The sequence below is a fragment of the Streptomyces sp. AC512_CC834 genome (assembly GCF_019049325.1).
GTDB lineage: Bacteria > Actinomycetota > Actinomycetes > Streptomycetales > Streptomycetaceae > Streptomyces.
Map to the genome: position 1 here is coordinate 20,930 of NZ_JAGMUO010000025.1, position 18,117 is coordinate 39,046.

The 18,117-nt window shown below is 70.8% G+C and carries 16 protein-coding genes; 11 read left to right on the forward strand and 5 right to left on the reverse strand.

Annotation, left to right across the window (positions count from 1 at the left end; translation table 11 throughout):
- The 11 genes from KUM40_RS09870 to KUM40_RS09920 all read left to right on the forward strand — a co-directional run bounded on the left by KUM40_RS09870 (nt 1) and on the right by KUM40_RS09920 (nt 11,033).
- Complete coding sequence (locus KUM40_RS09870) at nt 1-1,284, forward strand: MCE family protein (RefSeq protein ID WP_217165196.1); 1,284 nt, start codon at nt 1-3, stop codon at nt 1,282-1,284.
- Nucleotides 1,281-2,351 (forward strand): MCE family protein, encoded by a 1,071-nt coding sequence (locus tag KUM40_RS09875; protein WP_217165197.1) that lies wholly within the window; start codon nt 1,281-1,283, stop codon nt 2,349-2,351. Before KUM40_RS09870 ends, KUM40_RS09875 begins: the two co-directional genes overlap by 4 nt.
- A complete protein-coding gene (locus KUM40_RS09880; protein ID WP_217165199.1) occupies nt 2,348-3,388 on the forward strand; it encodes an MCE family protein in 1,041 nt (346 codons plus the stop codon). The genes KUM40_RS09875 and KUM40_RS09880 overlap by 4 nt, the downstream gene beginning before the upstream one ends.
- Nucleotides 3,388-4,425, forward strand: coding sequence for an MCE family protein (locus tag KUM40_RS09885; RefSeq protein WP_217165200.1), 1,038 nt, complete (start codon nt 3,388-3,390; stop codon nt 4,423-4,425). The genes KUM40_RS09880 and KUM40_RS09885 overlap by 1 nt, the downstream gene beginning before the upstream one ends.
- Entirely contained in the window at nt 4,422-5,618 is a 1,197-nt protein-coding gene (locus KUM40_RS09890) for an MCE family protein (protein WP_217165202.1), read from the forward strand. Before KUM40_RS09885 ends, KUM40_RS09890 begins: the two co-directional genes overlap by 4 nt.
- Nucleotides 5,615-6,895: an MCE family protein gene (locus KUM40_RS09895; protein WP_217165204.1), complete on the forward strand. Its 1,281-nt coding sequence runs from the start codon at nt 5,615-5,617 to the stop codon at nt 6,893-6,895. Before KUM40_RS09890 ends, KUM40_RS09895 begins: the two co-directional genes overlap by 4 nt.
- Nucleotides 6,892-7,407 carry a hypothetical protein gene (locus tag KUM40_RS09900; RefSeq protein WP_217165206.1) on the forward strand — a complete coding sequence of 172 codons (516 nt, stop codon included), beginning with the start codon at nt 6,892-6,894 and terminating at the stop codon, nt 7,405-7,407. Before KUM40_RS09895 ends, KUM40_RS09900 begins: the two co-directional genes overlap by 4 nt.
- 302 nt (nt 7,408-7,709) lie before the next feature.
- Nucleotides 7,710-8,300 carry a nuclear transport factor 2 family protein gene (locus KUM40_RS09905; RefSeq protein ID WP_217165335.1) on the forward strand — a complete coding sequence of 197 codons (591 nt, stop codon included), beginning with the start codon at nt 7,710-7,712 and terminating at the stop codon, nt 8,298-8,300.
- Between the two features lie 26 nt (nt 8,301-8,326).
- The gene (locus tag KUM40_RS09910; RefSeq protein ID WP_217165336.1) at nt 8,327-8,884 is read left to right on the forward strand and encodes a nuclear transport factor 2 family protein; all 558 of its coding nucleotides are present in this window, start codon (nt 8,327-8,329) and stop codon (nt 8,882-8,884) included.
- Nucleotides 8,885-8,932: 48 nt separating this feature from the next.
- Entirely contained in the window at nt 8,933-9,712 is a 780-nt protein-coding gene (locus tag KUM40_RS09915) for a hypothetical protein (protein ID WP_217165214.1), read from the forward strand.
- A 64-nt stretch (nt 9,713-9,776) separates the two neighbouring features.
- Nucleotides 9,777-11,033, forward strand: coding sequence for a lytic transglycosylase domain-containing protein (locus KUM40_RS09920; protein WP_217165215.1), 1,257 nt, complete (start codon nt 9,777-9,779; stop codon nt 11,031-11,033).
- Between the two features lie 15 nt (nt 11,034-11,048).
- Here the strand turns inward: KUM40_RS09920 and KUM40_RS09925 are convergent, their stop codons facing one another.
- The 5 genes from KUM40_RS09925 to chvE form a co-directional block, all read right to left on the reverse strand.
- Nucleotides 11,049-12,695, reverse strand: coding sequence for a histidinol-phosphate transaminase (locus tag KUM40_RS09925; protein WP_217165217.1), 1,647 nt, complete (start codon nt 12,693-12,695; stop codon nt 11,049-11,051).
- A 130-nt stretch (nt 12,696-12,825) separates the two neighbouring features.
- Nucleotides 12,826-13,974: an aldose epimerase family protein gene (locus KUM40_RS09930; protein ID WP_217165219.1), complete on the reverse strand. Its 1,149-nt coding sequence runs from the start codon at nt 13,972-13,974 to the stop codon at nt 12,826-12,828.
- Nucleotides 13,975-14,064: 90 nt separating this feature from the next.
- Nucleotides 14,065-15,309 (reverse strand): multiple monosaccharide ABC transporter permease, encoded by a 1,245-nt coding sequence (mmsB, locus tag KUM40_RS09935; protein ID WP_217165221.1) that lies wholly within the window; start codon nt 15,307-15,309, stop codon nt 14,065-14,067.
- Nucleotides 15,306-16,883 carry a multiple monosaccharide ABC transporter ATP-binding protein gene (mmsA, locus tag KUM40_RS09940; protein ID WP_217165223.1) on the reverse strand — a complete coding sequence of 526 codons (1,578 nt, stop codon included), beginning with the start codon at nt 16,881-16,883 and terminating at the stop codon, nt 15,306-15,308. The genes mmsB and mmsA overlap by 4 nt, the downstream gene beginning before the upstream one ends.
- Before the next feature lie 32 nt (nt 16,884-16,915).
- A complete protein-coding gene (gene chvE / locus KUM40_RS09945) occupies nt 16,916-18,028 on the reverse strand; it encodes a multiple monosaccharide ABC transporter substrate-binding protein (protein WP_217165225.1) in 1,113 nt (370 codons plus the stop codon).
- Between the last annotated feature and the right edge of the window lie 89 nt (nt 18,029-18,117).

The window sequence follows — 18,117 nt, forward strand, 5'->3', positions numbered from 1 at the left end:
ATGAGCGGACCCCGAGGAGCACGAGGAGCACGAGGAGCACGAGGACAGACGCTGCGTCACCGGGCCGCCGGGGTGGTGTTCGTGCTGGTGCCCGCCCTGCTGATCTGGCTGGCCGTCGCCGTCTACGACAAGAAGTTCACCGACTCCGACCCGGTGGTCGTCGAGACCGGCAGCGTCGGCAACCAGATGAACCCGGGCGCCGAGGTGAAACTGCGCGGCGTCGTCATCGGCGAGGTCCGCGACATCGACGCCACCGGCGACGGGGCCCGGCTCACCCTCGCCATGAAGCCCGGCACGCTGGACGACGTACCGTCCGACGTACGCGCCCAGATGCTGCCGACCACCCTGTTCGGCGAGCGGTTCGTGGCCCTCGTACCGCCCGAGGACGCCTCGGCCGAGCCCCTGGCCGCCGGAGCCGTCGTCCCCCAGGACCGCTCCGCGAACGCCATCGAACTCCAGCAGGTGCTCGACAACGTCCTGCCGATGCTCACCGCCGTCCAGCCGCAGAAGCTGTCCGCGACCCTGTCGGCCGTCTCGCAGGCCCTGGAAGGCCGCGGAGAGCGGCTCGGCGAGACGCTGAGCCTGCTGGACGACCACCTGAAGGAGTTCAACCCCAACCTGCCCGCCCTCAACCGTGACCTCAAGGAACTCGTGAAGGTCAGTCATGTCTACGCGGACGCCGCTCCCGACATCATCACGGCGCTCACCGACTTCACCACCACCAGCGGCACCCTCGCCGAGCAGGAGGCCGAACTCGCCTCCACCCTCGGCGCCACGACCCGCACGGCCGAGGACGTGACGGCCTTCCTGCGCAAGAACGAGGACAACATCATCAGGCTCGGCGCCACGAGCCGGCCCACCCTGGAACTGCTCGCCGAGTACTCCTCGGCCTTCCCCTGCACCCTGCGCACCCTCGCCGAGTTCGTACCGGCCATGGACAAGGCGCTCGGCAAGGGTACCGACCGGCCCGGCATCCACGTCGACGTCACCACCGTCGCCTCCCGCGGCGCCTACCAACCGGGCCGCGACACCCCGGCGTACGACTCCGGCGGCGGACCCCGCTGCCCCGCCGTGCCCTACCTCGGCTCGCTGCCCCGGCCCACCGTGCGGGCCGCCTCCGCCGCGGCCGACCAGGACCTCGGGCCCGCCAACTCCCCGCAGGAGAACGACCTCGTCAACGAACTCATCGCCCCCGCCGCCGGCGAGAACCCCGGCGACCTGCCCGACTGGAGCAGCCTGCTCGTCGGCCCCGTCTACCGCGGTACGGAGGTGACGCTGGAATGACCAGGACCGGCAAGGACAACGCGCACACCCGGCGCCGCCCGCTGACCGGGCCGATCCTCAAGTCCCTCGTCTTCGTGGTGGTCACCGCCCTCGCCACCACCGTGCTCGGCCTCAGCGTCGCAGGCACCGGCGTCGACTCCGGCACCGGCACCACCACCTACAAGGCCCTGTTCACCGACGTCACCGGGCTCATCGACGGAGACAGCGTGCGGATCTCCGGGGTGGAGGTCGGCGAGGTGACCGACATACGCGTCGTGCGGCGGCGCACCGCGCAGGTCACCTTCACCGTCCGCGAGGACCGCACACTGCCCAGGTCGACCACCGCCGCCGTGAAGTACCTCAACATGGTCGGCCAGCGCTACGTCTCCCTCCGCCGCGGCAGCGGCGACCTCACCGGCACCCTCGAGGAGGGCGGCACCGTACCGCTGGAGCGCACCACGCCCGCGCTCGACCTGACCCTGCTCTTCAACGGCTTCAAACCGCTCTTCGAGGGGCTCTCCCCGAAGGACGTCAACGAACTCGCCGGATCGATCGTGCAGGTGCTCCAGGGCGAGGGCGCCACCGTCGACAGCCTGATCCGCCACATCGGCTCGCTCGGTACGACCGTCGCCGCCAAGGACAAGGTGATCGGCCAGGTCGTCGAGAACCTCACCACCGTCCTGGACACCCTCAACGACCGCGAGGACAGCTTCGACGACCTCGTCGTCACCCTCCAGGAACTCGTCACCGGCTTCAACAAGGACCGCAAACCCCTCGGCGAGGCCGTCGCCGCCATGGGCGACCTGACCACCGTCACCGCAGGCCTCCTCGAGGACGGACGCGCACCCCTCAAGAAGGACATCCGCGAACTGGGCCGGCTCTCGAAGAACCTCGGCGAACACACCCCGCAGATCGAGGACTTCCTTGAGAAGACCCCCGCCAAGATGACCGCCCTGACCCGCCTGTCCTCCTACGGATCGTGGTTCAACCTCTACCTCTGCGAGGCGCGCGTGAGCGGAGTGACCACCTCCGACGGCTCCGAACCGCCGACCGGCATCGCGATCACCGAATCGAGGTGCCGCGGATGAAGCGCCCGCGCATCAAACCGGTCAAGGAGCGCAACCCCGTCGCCGTCGGCGTCGCCGGACTGCTCGTCCTCGCCCTGATCGCCCTCCTCGTCTACAACATCGACCGGCTGCCGTTCGGCGGCGGCACCGCCTACAGCGCCGACTTCTCCGAGTCCGCGGGCCTGGACGAGGGCGACGAGGTGCGCATCGCGGGCGTCAAGGTCGGCAAGGTCACCGGCGTCGCGCTCGACGGTGCCAAGGTCAAGGTCACCTTCGAGGTCGAGGACGCCTGGCTCGGCGACCGCACCACCGCCGCCATCGCCATCAAGACCGTCCTCGGCGACAAGTACCTGGCACTCGACCCGCTCGGTTCCGGCCGGCAGGACCCCGGCAGCCGCATCCCGCTGACCCGCACCACCTCTCCCTACGACGTGACCCAGGCGTTCCAGGATCTCAGCGGCACCGTCGACGACATCGACACCCGGCGGCTCGCGGAGAGCTTCGAGACCATCTCCGACACCTTCAAGGACTCCCCGCCCCACGTACGCAAGGCCGCCACCGGGCTGTCCGACCTGTCGCAGTCCATCTCCAAGCGGGACTCGGAGCTCTCCGAACTCCTCAAGGGCAGCGCCAGGTTCACCAAGACCCTGGCGGACAAGAAGTCCAGCTTCGAGACCCTCATCGAGGACGGCGGCTCCCTGCTCGGCGAACTGCGGGACCGCCGCACCGCCATCAGCGCCCTGCTCAAGGGCAGCCAGGAACTCGGAATCGAACTCGGCGGCCTCGTCAAGGACAACGAGAAGCAGCTCGGCCCCACCCTCAAGGCCCTCAGCCGCGTCACCGGCGTCCTGGCGAAGAACAACACCCAGCTCGGCAAGACCCTCGCGCTGGTCGGCCCGTACTACCGCCTGGTCGGCAACACCCTCGGCAACGGCCGCTGGTTCGACAGCTATCTGTGCGGTGTCGTGCCCCGCGCCTACCTGCCCGAGACCTCCCAGCCCGAGACCGGATGCCTGCCGCCGAAACAGCCGGTGGCGGCCCAGGGGAGCGGTGAGTGATGAACCGACGCCGAAAGATCCTCACCGGTGTACTCGCCTTCGTCGTGCTCGCGGCCGGCGGCCTCGTCACCGCCCGCGTCCTCGAAGCCGACGGCACCCGTGTCACCGCCTACTTCGACCGCACCATCGGCGTCTACGCCGGGTCCGACCTGCGCATCCTCGGCGTACGGGTCGGCGAGGTGGAGTCGGTGCGGCCCGAGGGCACCACGGTCCGCGTCGGCCTCCGCCTCGACGACGGGGTAAAGGTCCCCAAGGGCGCGCGGGCCGTCGTCGTCGCGCCGAGCGTCGTCGCCGACCGCTATGTGCAGCTCACCCCCGCCTACAGCAAGGGCGCCGCCCTCGCCGACGGCGCCGTACTGCCCGCCTCACGCAACCGGGTCCCCGTCGAGATCGACCAGATCTACGACTCCATCACCGAACTCGGCGAGGCCCTCGGCCCGGACGGCGCCAACTCCGAGGGCGCCCTGTCCGAACTGCTGAAGACCGGCGCCGCCAACCTCGACGGCAACGGCGAGCTCATCGGCGACAGCGTCGAGCAGTTCGGCAAGGCGGCCAAGACCCTCGACGGCAGCAGCGGCGATCTGTTCAAGACGCTCGGCAGCCTCCAGACCTTCACCACCATGCTGAAGAACAAGGACACCGACGTGCGCACCGCGCAGGAACGCCTGGACGAGGTCGTCAGCTTCTTCGCCGACAACAAGGACGACCTCACCGGTGCGCTGGAGGAACTCGGCAAGGCCCTCGGCCAGGTCAAGACCTTCATCGAGGACAACCGGGGCGAGCTGAAGAAGAACGTCGACCGGCTCGTCCCCATCACCCGGACCCTGGTCGAGCAACGGGCCTCGCTGGCCGAGGCGCTGGACGTGGCACCGCTGGCCGCGAGCAACGTCGTGAACGCCTACAACCCCGACACCCGCACCCTCGACGGCCGCGCCAACCTCAACGAGATCAGCATCGGCGGCCCGCTGCTGCCGCTGCCCGCGACGGGCGCGACCGACGAGGACAAGACCGACGAGGAGAAGGGGGCGGGCCGATGAAGCGCGGCGCGCTCACCGCGGGACGAACCGCGGGCCTCACCGCGGGCGGACTGATCGCCGTCGGTCTCGCCTTCGCCCTGACCGTCGGCGGGGTCACCGTCGTACCGCACGGCTTCGACGGCATCGAGGACCTGCCGCTGCCCGGCGGCGCCGACCTCGGTGATCACCCCTACACCGTCACCGCGGAACTCCAGGACGTGCTCAGCCTCGTCCCGCACTCCGCGGTGCGGGTCAACGACGTCGCCGTCGGCCGGATCACCGACATCGAACTCGGCAAGGACGACTGGTCGGCCCGCGTCACCATGGAGATCAACGGCGAGGTGCGACTGCCCGCCGACGCCACCGCCCGGCTCGAACAGTCCAGCCTGCTCGGCGAGAAGTACGTCCAGCTCGTCGCACCCGCCAAGAAGACCGGAACCGGCCGGCTGGCGGACGGGAGCGTCATCCCGCTGTCCCGCACCAGCCGCAACACCGAGGTCGAGGAGGTGTTCGGCGCCCTGTCCCTGCTCCTCAACGGCGGCGGCGTCAACCAGCTCAAGACCATCACCCAGGAACTCAACTCGGCGCTCGGCGGCCGCGAACCCGAGGTCCGCTCCATGCTGAAGCGGGTCAACACCCTGGTGACCGACCTCGACGACCACCGGGGCGACATCACCGACGCCCTCGACGCCGTCAACCGGCTCTCCGCCACCCTCGCCACCCGCAAGGACGACGTCGGCACCGTCCTCACCGACCTCTCGCCCGGCCTGAAGACGCTGGAGAAGCAGCGCGGCTCCCTGCTGACCATGCTGCGCTCCCTCGACACGCTCTCCGGCGTCGCCGTCTCCACCATCAACGCGAGCAAGGACGACATGATCGCCGACCTCAAGGCCCTCGCGCCGACGCTGAAGGCGCTCGCCGACGCGGGTACGGACCTGCCCGACTCGCTCCAGGTGCTGCTGACGTACCCGTTCACCGACGAGGTGCTGAGCGGGGTCAAGGGCGACTACCTCAACACGTACCTGACCATGGTCGCCGTGCCCGGGACCCAGGTGATCCCGCCGCTCGTGCCCGAGGGCACGGCCTCTCCGTCCGCGTCCGCGTCCACGTCGGGGGACGGCGGGGCGGGTGCGGCCGCGAAGAAGCAGTCCGCCGCGCCGCTGCCGCTGCCCTCCGTGTCACCGACGGCTCCGGACGGAGGTGGGAGCAGGTGATCACCCTCGCCGTACGGTTGAAGAACCTCGCCTTCCTCCTCATCGCCGTCCTCTCCCTCTCCTACCTCGGCATCCGCTACGCCGACCTCGGCCGGTACATCGGCGTTGCCGACTACTACACCGTCGACGTACAACTCCCGCGCACCGGCGGCCTGTTCACCCACTCCGACGTCACCTACCGGGGCGTGTCGGTGGGCCGCGTCGGCCCCATCGACCTCACCGCCGAGGGCGTCGTCGCCGAGCTGCGCATCAAGAAGTCCGCGCCCCGCATCCCCGCCGACACCAAGGCCGTGGTCGCCGGGCTCTCCGCCGTGGGCGAGCAGTACATCGACCTGCGGCCCGAGAGCGACGGCTCCCCCTACCTCGCCGACGGCACCCGCATCGAACAGGCCGACACCCAGGTGCCCGCACCCGTCACCGACGTCCTCACCAGCGTCGACGACCTCGTGAAGTCCGTCCCGCTGGAAGATCTGCGCACGGTCGTCGACGAGTTCGGCAAGGCCTTCGAAGGACACGGCGACGACCTCCAGGTGCTGCTCGACAGCGGCAGCGACTTCGTCGAGGCCGCCGACCGCGCCCTGCCGTCCACCACCCTGCTCATCAACGACGGGGAGACCGTCCTGCGCACCCAGGCCGAGGAGTCGCAGGCCATCCGCGACTTCGCCGTCGGGGCGAAGGAACTGGCCGCCGCCCTCAAGGGCTCCGACGCCGACCTGCGCCGCCTCCTCGCGGTCACACCCGACGCCGCCACGCAGGTCAGCGGCCTGCTGCGGGACCTCGACCCGAGCCTCGGCGTGGTCCTCGCCAACCTGCTCACCACCTCGGAGGTCGCCGTCACCCGGCAGCGCGGCATCGAGGAACTCCTCGTGAAGTACCCGGCGGTCGTCTCCGCCGGCGCCAGCGCAGTCGACGGAGGGAAGCTGAACCTCGGCATGGCCGTCACCTTCTTCACCCCCCTGCCCTGCACCGACGGATACGGCGGCACGCGCTACCGCAACGGCCTCGACCTCGGCACCGCCCCCGCCCTCAACACCGGCGCGTCCTGCACCGCCCCGGCGTCGAGCGGGAAGAACGTGCGCGGCTCTGCCAACGCCCCGAAGGGCGGCGCGGTACCCGACCCGGCCAAGCCCGGCTCCCTGCCCTCGGGCAGCTCCGGGACACCGGCGAAGGACGGGTCCACGGCGCTCCCCGGCGCACTCGCCCTGCCCGGGCAGAGCGGCGAGGCACCGGCGGACCTGTCGGGGCTCCTCGCCCCGGCCACCGGAGGCACGCGATGAGGCGGGCCCGCGTCCTCACCGGAGCGGGGCTCGCGCTGGCCCTCGGCCTGTGCGGCACCGGCGCGTGGACGTACGCGCAGGCCCGCACCGACGACTCGCTCGCGTACGGCCGGGAGCGGGACGAGGCGCTCGCCGACGGACGCGAGGGCATCGCCGTGCTCACCACGCTCGACGCCTCCACCCGGCAGCGGGCCGAGCGGAGCATCCGGGACTGGCGCGCCGTCTCCACCGGTCCGCTGCGCAAGGAACTCGGCGGCACCGAGGCCAAGGCGGGGGCCTCGGCACGCGCCACGGTCACCGACGCCGCCGTCACCGCGCTCGACACGCGCTCCGGTACCGCCAAGCTCATCGCCACCGTCCGCGTCGAGGTCACCCCCGCCGACACGAAGAAGCCGTCCACCGACCGCAAGCGCCTGGAGGCGGTCCTCACCCGCACGGACGAGGCGGAGTGGAAGGTGAGGGCGCTGAGCGCCGTACCGGTCGTGGGGGAGAAGGGAGGCGAGGACGGATGACACCGATGACACCGACGTGGTGGCCGCCGCGCAAGGGCGATTCCCCGAAGCCCGACACGGAAGCGTCCCTGGACCCGGCCCCGGACGACCTGGCCCCGGACGACCCGGCCCCGGAGGCGGACCCCGCGACCGCGCCCGCCGGAGACGAGTCCGCGCCCGCCGACACGGAGAGCCACGGGGACGGGCGCCTCGAGGACGCGCTGTCCGGAAGCGAGCCTGCCGAGGGCGCGCACGCCGAGGACAAGCCTGCCGCGGTCGTCCCCGGCGAGAGGCAGAGCCCGAGCCCCGGGGATGCGCACGACATGGACGCACGCCCCGGGGGCGCGCCCGCCGGGGACGAGTCCGAGCCCGGCGCGGACGTGCCCGGCGACGCCTCCGCACAGTCCCGGTCGGGCGGGCGGCTGCGGTGGGCCGCGGTGGCCGGGAGCGCCGTGGTCCTCGTCCTCGGCGGCTGCGGCTTCTTCTACGGAGCCCACCAGTTGAAGTCGGCCGCGTCCGCACAGAACCACGCGCTCACCGACACCGAGGCCACCACCCGGGTCGCCGGCGACATCGGCAACGCCCTCGCCCGCGTCTTCTCCTACACACCGGACGGCACCGCGGCCGCCGAACGCTCCGCGGACACCGTCCTGGACGGCCGCGCCGCCCGCCAGTACGAAACCCTCTTCGCCCGGGTGCGCGACGACCTCACCGACCAGCGCGTCACCCTGAGCACCCGCGCCGTCCGCACCGGAGTGGTCGAACTCGACGGCGACGAGGCCCGCCTGCTGGTCTTCCTCGACCAGACCTCCCACCGCGGCAAGGACGCGGCCACCACCGCGGCAGCCCAGCTCAGCGTCACCGCACGGCTCGAGGACGACCGGTGGCGGATCGTCGACATCAAGGCCCGCTGACCATGCGCGGCAGACTGGAGTACCCCATGAACCGCGCGGTCCGCGTCCTCCGCGTTCTCACCACAAGCCGCTCCCGGCCGCTGCCCGCCCTGGCCCTGGCCCTCACCCTCGTCGCGGGTGGCTTCGCGGCGTGGGCGGGCCAGGACTGGTACCGGGCGGCCCACGACGAGCAGGCCGCGTACGCCGCGCAGCGGGACGCGGCCCTCACCGCCGGGGAGCAGGCCGTGCAGAACCTGAACACGCTCGACCACCGCGACCTGAAACAGGACCTCGACCTCTGGGAGTCGTCGACCACCGGCGAACTGCACGACCAACTGACGTCCGGCCGGACGGAGTTCGCCGCGCAGGTGAAGGAGGCGAAGACGGTCAGCACGGCCCGGGTGCTGTCGGGCGCCGTCACCGAACTCGACGACCGGGCGGGCCGCGCCCGGGTGCTGGTCGCCCTGCGCGTCACCGTCAAGGCGGCCGACGGAGCGAAGACCGACAAGGACAGCCGCATGCTCGGCGAACTCACCCGCACCGACGGCCGGTGGAAGCTGAGCGCCCTGGGCCAGGCACCCGTGGGCGGCACATCGGCCGGCTGACCGGTCCCGTACCGCAGCAGTCGGCCGCAGCGAGGAGGACACCGCACCATGTCGACGACCCGACACCACATCAACCGTCAGCGACGCCGTCAGGCCCGTGAGACCGGGCCCGCCGCCTCCGCCGGGAGCCCGCAGGGCGCGGGAGCCCGGACCGGTACGGGCGGCACGGCCGTCCTGTCCCGCTCGGACGCCGCCGACGCCCCGCCCTCGCCTTCACCCACCACGCGCAAGCCCGAACCGGCCACGGCCGGAGAGAAGGCGGTGCGGGCCCGGAGGCGCCGCCCCGTGGGCCTCGTGGTGCTCTGCGCCCTGACACTGCTCCTCGGCGGGTTCGCGGGCTGGGCGCACTCGGAGGCCGAGGCGCTCAGGACCGAGCCCGCACGGAGCAACACCGCCCTGACCGACCTCGCCCGCACCAGCGAGATCAAGGGACAGGTGGCCAAGGCCGTCGACCGGCTCTTCTCCTACGACCACGCAGACCCCGGCGCCCTCGAGAAGGCCGCGAAGGAACTGCTGACGGGAAAGGCCGTCGACCAGCACCAGGAGCTGCTCGCCGACGTCCGGAAACGAGCCGACGCACAGAAGGCGGTGATCACCACCACGGTCACCGAGAGCGCGGTCGAACGGATCGACGGCGACCGGGCCCGGGTCCTCGTCTACGCCGACCAGAGCAGCGTCGCCACCACCGGGAGCAAGACCCCGGCCGACAAGAGCGACAAGGACGACAAGGCCGACGAGGGCGTGTACGCGGCGGCCATGGTCGCCGTCGACGTCGTACGCCGCGACGGCCGCTGGCTCGTCTCCGGCATAGACACTTTCGGCCGCTGAGCGCCCCAGCCCTCGCCCCCGCCCCCACCCCGCACCTCCGACGGATCCGACAGGAGTGACGACCATGTCCATACGCCGTGCCCGACGCCTGTATGCCGGCCGGGCCCGCAGGGGACTGCGAACGACCGCCCTCGCCGTGGCGGCCATGGCGGCCCTCACCGCCTCCCAGGCGCCCGGACTCACCCGGGACGCGAAGGACGCCCACGCCGGACCGGCCGCCGACGACCTCGGCCCGCCGACGGCAGGCGGCCCGTTCGCCGAACTCGCTCCACCGGGTGACGGCTCCTACCACACCGAACTCCCGCCCCTGACGGCCAGGAACGGCACATCGACCGCACCCGCCCCCGCCCCCGCGCTCGCGCGGGACATCCGCGCCCAGTCGGGCATCCCGGCCACCGTGCTGCGTGCCTACCGCGCCGCCGAGACCTCCGTCGGCAGGTCGGACCCCGGGTGCCGGCTGCCCTGGGAACTGCTCGCGGCGATCGGCAAGGTCGAGTCCGGCCAGGCGCGCGGCGGCGCGGTCGACCGGAACGGCACCACGCGGGGCCGCATCACCGGGCCGCCCCTCAACGGCCGGGGCTTCGCCCTGATCCGGGACACGGACGGGGGCGTCCACGACGGCGACACGGTCTACGACCGGGCGGTGGGCCCGATGCAGTTCCTGCCGTCCACCTGGGCCCGCTGGGGCGCGGACGGCAACGGCGACGGCCGCGCCGACCCGAACAACGTCTTCGACGCGGCGCTGGCGGCCGGACACTACCTGTGCGCCGGCGACCGGGATCTGGGCCGGGCGGCGGACCTGGACCGGGCGATCCTCAGCTACAACAACTCCCGCACCTATCTGGAACTGGTCCGGCACTGGCTGGAGTTCTACAGCCGGGGAGTCCATACCGTCCCCGACGGCAAGGGCGTCGTCCCGAAGAGCCCCGGCGCGGGCGGCGACACCCCGGCGACCGAGCCCGTCGACGGTGAGGGCGGCGGCCAGGGGAACGAGGCCGGGAACGGGGACGGGGGCGGCGGCATCGTCATCGGACCGGACCCGAGTACCACGCCGGGCACGCCGGGCAGCCCCGGACCGTCCCCTTCCGCGCCCTCCACGTCACCGGCCCCGGACCCCTCCCCGTCGCCCACCGAGACCCCGACCGGGACCCCCACCGACAGCGCGGCACCCTCGCCGGACCCGACCGGCCCGTCCCCTTCGCCCACCGACCCGGACGACTGCTCCCCGCAGCCGGGAACACCGTCCATCGACCCCACGGCCTCCCCGACCGGCGCACCCTGCCCGAGCCCGTCCACCACCTCGTCCACCTCGGCCGGGTAGGCACGGCCGAGGGGCTCAGCCCGCCCGGCCCATCCCCGCCGCGTGGGGCCAGCCCGGCGACGGGACCGCTTCCAGGCCGTTGGTGCCCCTGACCTGGGCGGCCGTGAGGCCACCGCGGGCCGGGACACCGGGCGGCGTGGGGCCGGTGGGCGGCGGGTACGCGGCGGCCGGTGCGACGGGGGCAGGCGCCGGGACCGGGGCGGGCATGGGCTGCGGGAACGGGAGCGGTGCCGGCTGGGGGACCGGCACCGCTCCGGGATACGGCACCGTGCCGGGATACGGCGCCGGCTGGGGGACCGGCGCCGGTTGCGGGACCTGCTGGGGTGCCGTCGGCACCGGCACCGGGCCGACGGTGGCCGCCGCCGGAGCGACGGGCACCGCGGCGGGGAGCGGCATTCCGGTGCCGGCGGTCTCAGCGGTGATCGCGCGCATCCCGTTCCCGTTGGTCTCGTACATCAGCCGGTCCACCGCCGCCGTGCCCGAGGTGTAGCCGTTCCCGGTCCCGATGGCGGGCTCCGGCTCGGGCACGGCGGCTCCCCTCCTGGACCCGTAGAGCACCTGTTCCAGGCCGGACACCAGGCGACGCACGTCCACCTGGGGGCGCACCACGAGACGCAGGAAGCGGCTGGACGAACCGATCTTGTTGCCGCACTCACGGACCAGGACCCGGTGCTCGGTGAGCATGCGGTCCCGCACGGCGGTGCCCTCCGCGCCCACAGGGAGGCGGACGAAGAGGAAGTTGCCCTGGGAGGGGTAGACGGTCAGGCCGGGCAGCGTGGACAACTGGCCGGTCATCTCCAGGCGGTCGCGGCGCACCTGGTGCAGGCTCTGCGCGTACTCGGCGCCGTGGTCGCGCAGCATGAACACCACGTACTCCGCGAAGGAGTTGAGGTTCCACTTGGGGAGCATGGCGCGCACCCGGCCCGCGAGCGCCGGATTGGCGACGAGGTAGCCGAAGCGGATGCCGTGCAGCCCGAAGTTCTTGCCGAGGCTGCGCAGGACGACGACGTTGGGGCGCAGCATCGCCTCCTGGACCACGCTGGGATCGGCCTCCGCGTCGGCGAACTCCAGGAAGGACTCGTCGACGACGACCAGGTCCCGGTCGGCCATCGCGTCCATGAACTGCACCAGCGCCTGCTTGTGCAGGTAGCCGCCGTCGGGGTTGTTGGGGTTGCAGATCACCACGGCCCGGGTCCCCCTGGCCCGGATGAACTCGGCGTACCGCGCGAGGTCGAGGGCGAAGCCGCCGGCTTCCTGGAGCGGGAACATGTCGACCCGTTTGCCGGTCTCCATGGGCTGGTCGGTCCAGCGGCCGAAGGTGGGGACGGGGACGGCGAGGGACTCCCGGACCAGCAGATGGTCGATCCAGGTGATCAGCTCCGTGGAGCCGTTGCCCATCGCCACGCACTGCGGCGGGAGTTGGAGCAGACTGCACAGCTCGGCGGTGATCGTGTCGGCGCTGCTCGGGTAGTACGTGATGATGTCGCGCAGCCGGCCGGCCATCTCGTCGAACATCGCCGGGGTGGGGAAGTACGGGTTGCAGGGGATGCAGAAGTCCACCGGCCCCGCGCCCGCCGCCTCGCCGCTCTCCCGCGTCAGCGCCGCCATCGACGGGCTGTGCGCCGCGGTGCTGCGGAACAGCGAGGTGACGTTGCCGGACAAGTGGACCTCCGTAGGTGGGCGGCCCGCGCGGGGGACACGGGCCGCCCCTACATACGGAGGCGGACGGGGCGCCGTTCAACGCGTGTGAAGAAAGTGTGCACTCAGGTTTGAGCGCGGTTCGGGCGGCGCCTCACGCGTCGAACGAGTGCACCGTCGACGTCCGGTAGGTCTCGCCGGGCCGCAGCACGGTCGACGGGAACGACGGCTGGTTCGGCGAGTTGGGGAAGTGCTGCGTCTCCAGGCACAGGGCGTCGCCCTGGCGGTAGAGGGCGCCGCCGGTGCCGGTCAGGGTGCCGTCGAGGAAGTTGCCGGAATAGAACTGCAGGCCCGGCTGGTCGGTGGCGATGCGGAGAGTGCGGCCCGAGGCGCGGTCGCGCAGGGTGGCGATGTGCTCGGGGCGGCCGGTGACGCCCTTGTCGAGGACCCAGTTGTGGTCGAAGCCCTTGGCGGTGACGAGCTGCGGGTGGGCGTCCCGGATGTCCCGGCCGACGGGCTTGGCCCGGCGGAAGTCGAAGGGCGTGCCGGAGACCCGCGCCAGCTCGCCCGTCGGGATCAGCCCGTCGTCGGTGGGGGTGAAGCGGGACGCCTCGATCGACAGCTCGTGGTCCTCGACGGTGCCGCTGCCCTCGCCGGCCAGGTTCCAGTAGACGTGGCTGGTGAGGTTGACGACGGTGGGTTTGTCGGTGGTGGCCTCGTAGTCGATGCGCCAGTCGCCGCGCCGGGTGAGCGTGTACGTCACCTTCGCCCGGAGCGTGCCCGGGTAGCCCATCTCGCCGTCGACGCTGGTGTAGTGCAGGACCAGGCCGACGTCGGAGCCGTCGGTGAACGGTTCGACGTCCCACACCCGGTAGTCGAAGCCGAGGGCGCCGCCGTGCAGGGAGTTCTCGCCGTCGTTGACGGAGAGCTGGTACGTGGTGCCGTCCAGGGTGAAGCGGCCCTTGGCGATGCGGTTGCCGTACCGCCCGATCAGGGCGCCGAAGTGCGGGCTGCGGGCCACGTAGTCGTCGAGGTTGTCGAAGCCGAGGGAGACGTTCTCGTGGCGGCCCCGGCGGTCGGGGATCTCCAGGCACTGCACCACGCCGCCGTACGACAGCACCTTCATCCGCGTGCCGCCGTTCTCCAGCGACCAGCGGTACACCTTCGTGCCGTCGGCGAGCTTGCCGAAGAGCTCCTTCACCGGCTTCCTGCCTCCCAAGGCGTGTGCCGTGCCGCCCACCGTGGCGGCGGCGATGCCGGCCGCGGCCGCTGATGCGAGGACCGTGCGTCTGCTCAGTTCCATGTGCGGCTCCAACTCCCGTGAAGAAGCGGGCCCCGCCCGCCACGGCCCGCCACGGCGGGCGGGCGCCACGGCGGGCGGGGCCCTGGTGACCTACGAACCGACCTTGCGCTTGTTCCACACGTCGAACCCGACCGCCGCCAGCAGTACCGCGCCCTTGATGACCTGCTGCCAGTCGGTGCCGATGCCGACGAGGTTCATGCCGTTGTTCAGCACGCCCAGGACCAGACCGCCGATGATCGCGCCGAGGACCGTGCCGACGCCGCCGCTCATCGACGCGCCGCCGATGAACGAGGCGGCGATGGCCTCCAGTTCGAAGTTGAGGCCAGCCTTGGGCGAGGCCGCGTTGAAGCGGGCGGCGAAGACCAGACCCGCCAGTGCCGCGAGCATGCCCATGTTCAGGAAGACCAGGAAGGTGACCTTCTTGTCCTTCACGCCCGACAGCTTGGCCGCCGGCAGGTTGCCGCCGATGGCGTAGATGTGGCGGCCGATGATCGCGTTGCGCATCAGGTAGCCGAAGCCGACGACCAGCACGCCCAGGATGAGCAGCACGACCGGGGCGCCCTTGTAGCTGGCGAGCAGCAGCGTGATGGTGAGGACGGCGGCGACCAGCGCGACCAGCTTCAGCAGGAACAGCTTGACCGGCGGCACGTCGAGGGAGAACTCAAGCTGCCGCCTGCGGTCGCGGACCTCCTGGTACACCACGAAGGCGATCAGCGCGAAGCCCAACAGCAGGGTGAGATTGTGGTAGTTGGTGTTCGGGCCGACTTCGGGCAGGAAGCCGTTGGCGATCTTCTGCAGGTCCTTCGGGAACGGGCCGAGGGTCTGGCCCTTCAGGACGATCTCCGTCAGACCGCGGAAGAGCAGCATGCCCGCCAGGGTCACGATGAACGACGGTATGCCGAGATACGCGATGAAGAACCCTTGCCAGGCGCCCGCGACGGCGCCGATGGCCAGACACAGGATCACCGCCACCGGCCAGGGCAGATCGTTCCTGACCATCAGGACGGCGGCCGTCGCGCCGATGAACGCCGTCAGCGAGCCGACCGACAGGTCGATGTGGCCCGCGATGATGACGAGCATCATGCCGATGGCGAGGATCAGGATGTAGCTGTTCTGCAGCACCAGGTTGGAGACGTTGCGCGGCAGCAGCAGGTCGCCGTCGGACCAGACCGCGAACAGCACCACGATCAGGCCGAGGGCCATCAGCATGCCGTACTGGCGCATGTTGCGGCGCATGCCGTCGAGCATCAGTTGCAGCAGGCCGTCGCCGGAACCCGCTCCGTCCTTGCCGGGTGGCGCCGGGGCCGGCGTCTTGGCGGTCACGTCCGTGCTCATCGGCTTACCTCTTCGTCCTTCTGGTCCTTCTGGTCCGTCTTGTCCTTCGTCATCCGACGCATCAGCGCTTCCTGCGAGGCCTCGGCCCGCGAGAACTCACCCGTCAGCCGCCCCGCCGCCATCGTGTAGATGCGGTCGCACATGCCGAGCAGTTCCGGCAGCTCGGAGGAGATGAAGACGACCGCCTTGCCCTGGGCCGCCAGCCGGTCGATGACCGTGTAGATCTCGTACTTGGCGCCCACGTCGATGCCGCGCGTGGGCTCGTCCAGGATCAGCACCTCGGGACCCGCGAAGATCCACTTGCTGAGGACGACCTTCTGCTGGTTGCCGCCGGACAGCTTGCCCGCCGGCTCGAAGACGGTCGGCGCCTTGATGTTCATGGACTTGCGGTAGTCCTCGGCGACCTGCCGCTCCCCGTGCTCGTCGACGATGCCGCGTTTGGAGACCTTGCCGAGCGCGGTCAGCGAGATGTTCCGGTTGATGGTGTCGATGAGGTTGAGGCCGTAGTGCTTGCGGTCCTCGGTGACGTACGCGATGCCGTGCTTGACCGCCTCCGGGACGGTCCTGGTGCGGATCTCGGTGCCGTCCTTGCGGACCGTGCCGCCCGCGTACCGGCCGTAGGTGCGGCCGAAGACGCTCATCGCCAGCTCGGTGCGGCCGGCGCCCATCAGTCCGGCGATGCCGACGATCTCGCCGCGCCGCACCTCGATGGAGACGTCGTCGACGACCTTGCGCTGCTGGTCGATGGGGTGGTGCACGGTCCAGTCGCGGATCTCCAGGGCCGGGGCGGCCCCCTCCTCGGGCCGGTGCGGGGTCCGGTCCGGGAAGCGGTTCTCCAGGTCGCGGCCGACCATGCCGCTGATGATCCGGTCCTCGGTCGTCTCCTTCGCCTTCACGTCGAGCGTCTCGATGGACTTCCCGTCGCGGATGATCGTGACCGAGTCGGCGACCCGGCGGATCTCGTTCAGCTTGTGCGAGATGATGATCGAGGTCATGCCCTGCTCCTTCAACTGAAGGATCAGGTCGAGGAGTTTGCCGCTGTCCTCGTCGTTGAGCGCCGCCGTCGGCTCGTCGAGGATGAGCAGCTTCACCTTCTTCGACAGCGCCTTGGCGATCTCCACCAACTGCTGCTTGCCCACGCCGATGTCGGCGACGCGGGTCTCGGGGTGCTCGTCGAGACCGACCCGGCGCAGCAGCTCGGTGGCGTGCTTCAGGGTGTCGGTCCAGTTGATCAGTCCGCGCTTGGCGTGCTCGTTGCCGAGGAAGATGTTCTCCGCGATGGACAGGAACGGCACCAGCGCCAGCTCCTGGTGGATGATCACGATGCCGTGCTGTTCGCTCGCCCGGATGTCCTTGAACCGGCAGGTCTCGCCCTCGAAGAGGACGTCCCCCTCGTAGCTGCCGTGCGGATGGACTCCGGAGAGCACCTTCATCAGGGTTGACTTGCCGGCGCCGTTCTCTCCGCAGATGGCGTGGACCTCGCCCTGGCGAACGGTCAGCGTGACGTCCGACAGCGCTTTGACACCGGGAAAGGTCTTGACGATCGAGCGCATTTCCAGGACGGGTCCCGCCATGGTCGTGCCTTCCAATCCTTGATGGGGCCCGGTTAGCTGAGCTGGTCCTCGGTGTAGTAGCCGCCGTCGACGAGGACTTCCTTGTAGTTGCTCTTGTCGACGCTGACCGGCTCCAGCAGGTAGGCCGGCACGACCTTGGCACCGTTGTCGTACGACTTGGTGTCGTTGACCTCGGGCTTCTTGTCGTTCAGGACCGCGTCGACCATGTTCGAGGCGACCTTGGCGAGCTTGCGCAGGTCCTTGAAGACGGTCTGCGTCTGCTGGCCCGCCTTGATCGACTTCACCGAGGCGATCTCGGCGTCCTGGCCCGTGACGATCGGCATGGTCTTGCTGCCGGAGCCGTAGCCGTCGGACTTCAGGGCGGACAGGATGCCGATGGAGATGCCGTCGTAGGGCGAGAGCACCGCGTCGACCCGGGCGCTGCGGTAGCTGGAGGTGAGCAGGTCGTCCATGCGGCTCTGCGCGGTGCCGCCGTCCCAGCGCAGGGTGGTGACCTGGTTGAGGGCGGTCTGCTTGGACCGGACGACCAACTGGCCCTTTTCCATGTAGGGCTTCAGGACGTTCATCGCGCCCTGGAAGAAGTACTTGGTGTTGTTGTCGTCGTTGGAGCCGGCGAACAGCTCGATGTTGAAGGGGCCCTTCTTGCCCGCCTTCAGACCGAGCTTGTCGACGATGTAGCTGCCCTGCAGCTCGCCGACCTTCTCGTTGTCGAACGAGGCGTAGTAGTCGACGTTCTCGGTGCCCAGGATCAGCCGGTCGTAGGAGATGACCGGGATGTCGGCGTCCTTGGCCTGCTGCATGACGTTGCCGAGGGACTTGTTGTCGATCGCGGCGACGATCAGGGCGTCCACACCCTGCGTGATCATGTTCTCGATCTGGGAGACCTGCTGGTCCGGGTCGTCCTGGCCGTAGACGAGCTTGGTCTCGAACCCCTTGGCCTTCAGTTCCTTCTCGACGTTGGCGCCGTCGGTGATCCAGCGCTCGGAGGACTTGGTCGGCATCGCGATGCCGACGGTGGCGCCGTCGCTGCCTCCCTTGTTGTCGTCCTCGCTGCCGCCCTCGCTGTTCTGGCCGCAGGCGGTCAGCGTGAGGGCGAGGGAGGCGGCGGAGGCTATGGCGGCGAGTGCGGCTCTGCGGTTGCGCATGGTCATCATCCTTGATGTGGAGGCTGGGCCCGACGACACAGGTGTGTGGGATTGTGCGCGGTCATGTCTTCTTTTGTGAAGGGAGTTTC

Excerpts from the sequence above, each read along its gene's own strand:
- KUM40_RS09875 (WP_217165197.1), top strand. The coding sequence starts at position 1,281 with ATGACCAGGACCGGCAAGGACAACGCGCACACCCGGCGCCGCCCGCTG.
- mmsB (WP_217165221.1), bottom strand. The coding sequence starts at position 15,309 with ATGAGCACGGACGTGACCGCCAAGACGCCGGCCCCGGCGCCACCCGGC.
- KUM40_RS09920 (WP_217165215.1), top strand. The coding sequence starts at position 9,777 with ATGTCCATACGCCGTGCCCGACGCCTGTATGCCGGCCGGGCCCGCAGG.
- KUM40_RS09870 (WP_217165196.1), top strand. The coding sequence starts at position 1 with ATGAGCGGACCCCGAGGAGCACGAGGAGCACGAGGAGCACGAGGACAG.
- KUM40_RS09915 (WP_217165214.1), top strand. The coding sequence starts at position 8,933 with ATGTCGACGACCCGACACCACATCAACCGTCAGCGACGCCGTCAGGCC.
- KUM40_RS09890 (WP_217165202.1), top strand. The coding sequence starts at position 4,422 with ATGAAGCGCGGCGCGCTCACCGCGGGACGAACCGCGGGCCTCACCGCG.
- KUM40_RS09905 (WP_217165335.1), top strand. The coding sequence starts at position 7,710 with ATGGACGCACGCCCCGGGGGCGCGCCCGCCGGGGACGAGTCCGAGCCC.
- chvE (WP_217165225.1), bottom strand. The coding sequence starts at position 18,028 with ATGCGCAACCGCAGAGCCGCACTCGCCGCCATAGCCTCCGCCGCCTCC.
- KUM40_RS09910 (WP_217165336.1), top strand. The coding sequence starts at position 8,327 with ATGAACCGCGCGGTCCGCGTCCTCCGCGTTCTCACCACAAGCCGCTCC.
- KUM40_RS09900 (WP_217165206.1), top strand. The coding sequence starts at position 6,892 with ATGAGGCGGGCCCGCGTCCTCACCGGAGCGGGGCTCGCGCTGGCCCTC.
- mmsA (WP_217165223.1), bottom strand. The coding sequence starts at position 16,883 with ATGGCGGGACCCGTCCTGGAAATGCGCTCGATCGTCAAGACCTTTCCC.
- KUM40_RS09930 (WP_217165219.1), bottom strand. The coding sequence starts at position 13,974 with ATGGAACTGAGCAGACGCACGGTCCTCGCATCAGCGGCCGCGGCCGGC.
- KUM40_RS09885 (WP_217165200.1), top strand. The coding sequence starts at position 3,388 with ATGAACCGACGCCGAAAGATCCTCACCGGTGTACTCGCCTTCGTCGTG.
- KUM40_RS09880 (WP_217165199.1), top strand. The coding sequence starts at position 2,348 with ATGAAGCGCCCGCGCATCAAACCGGTCAAGGAGCGCAACCCCGTCGCC.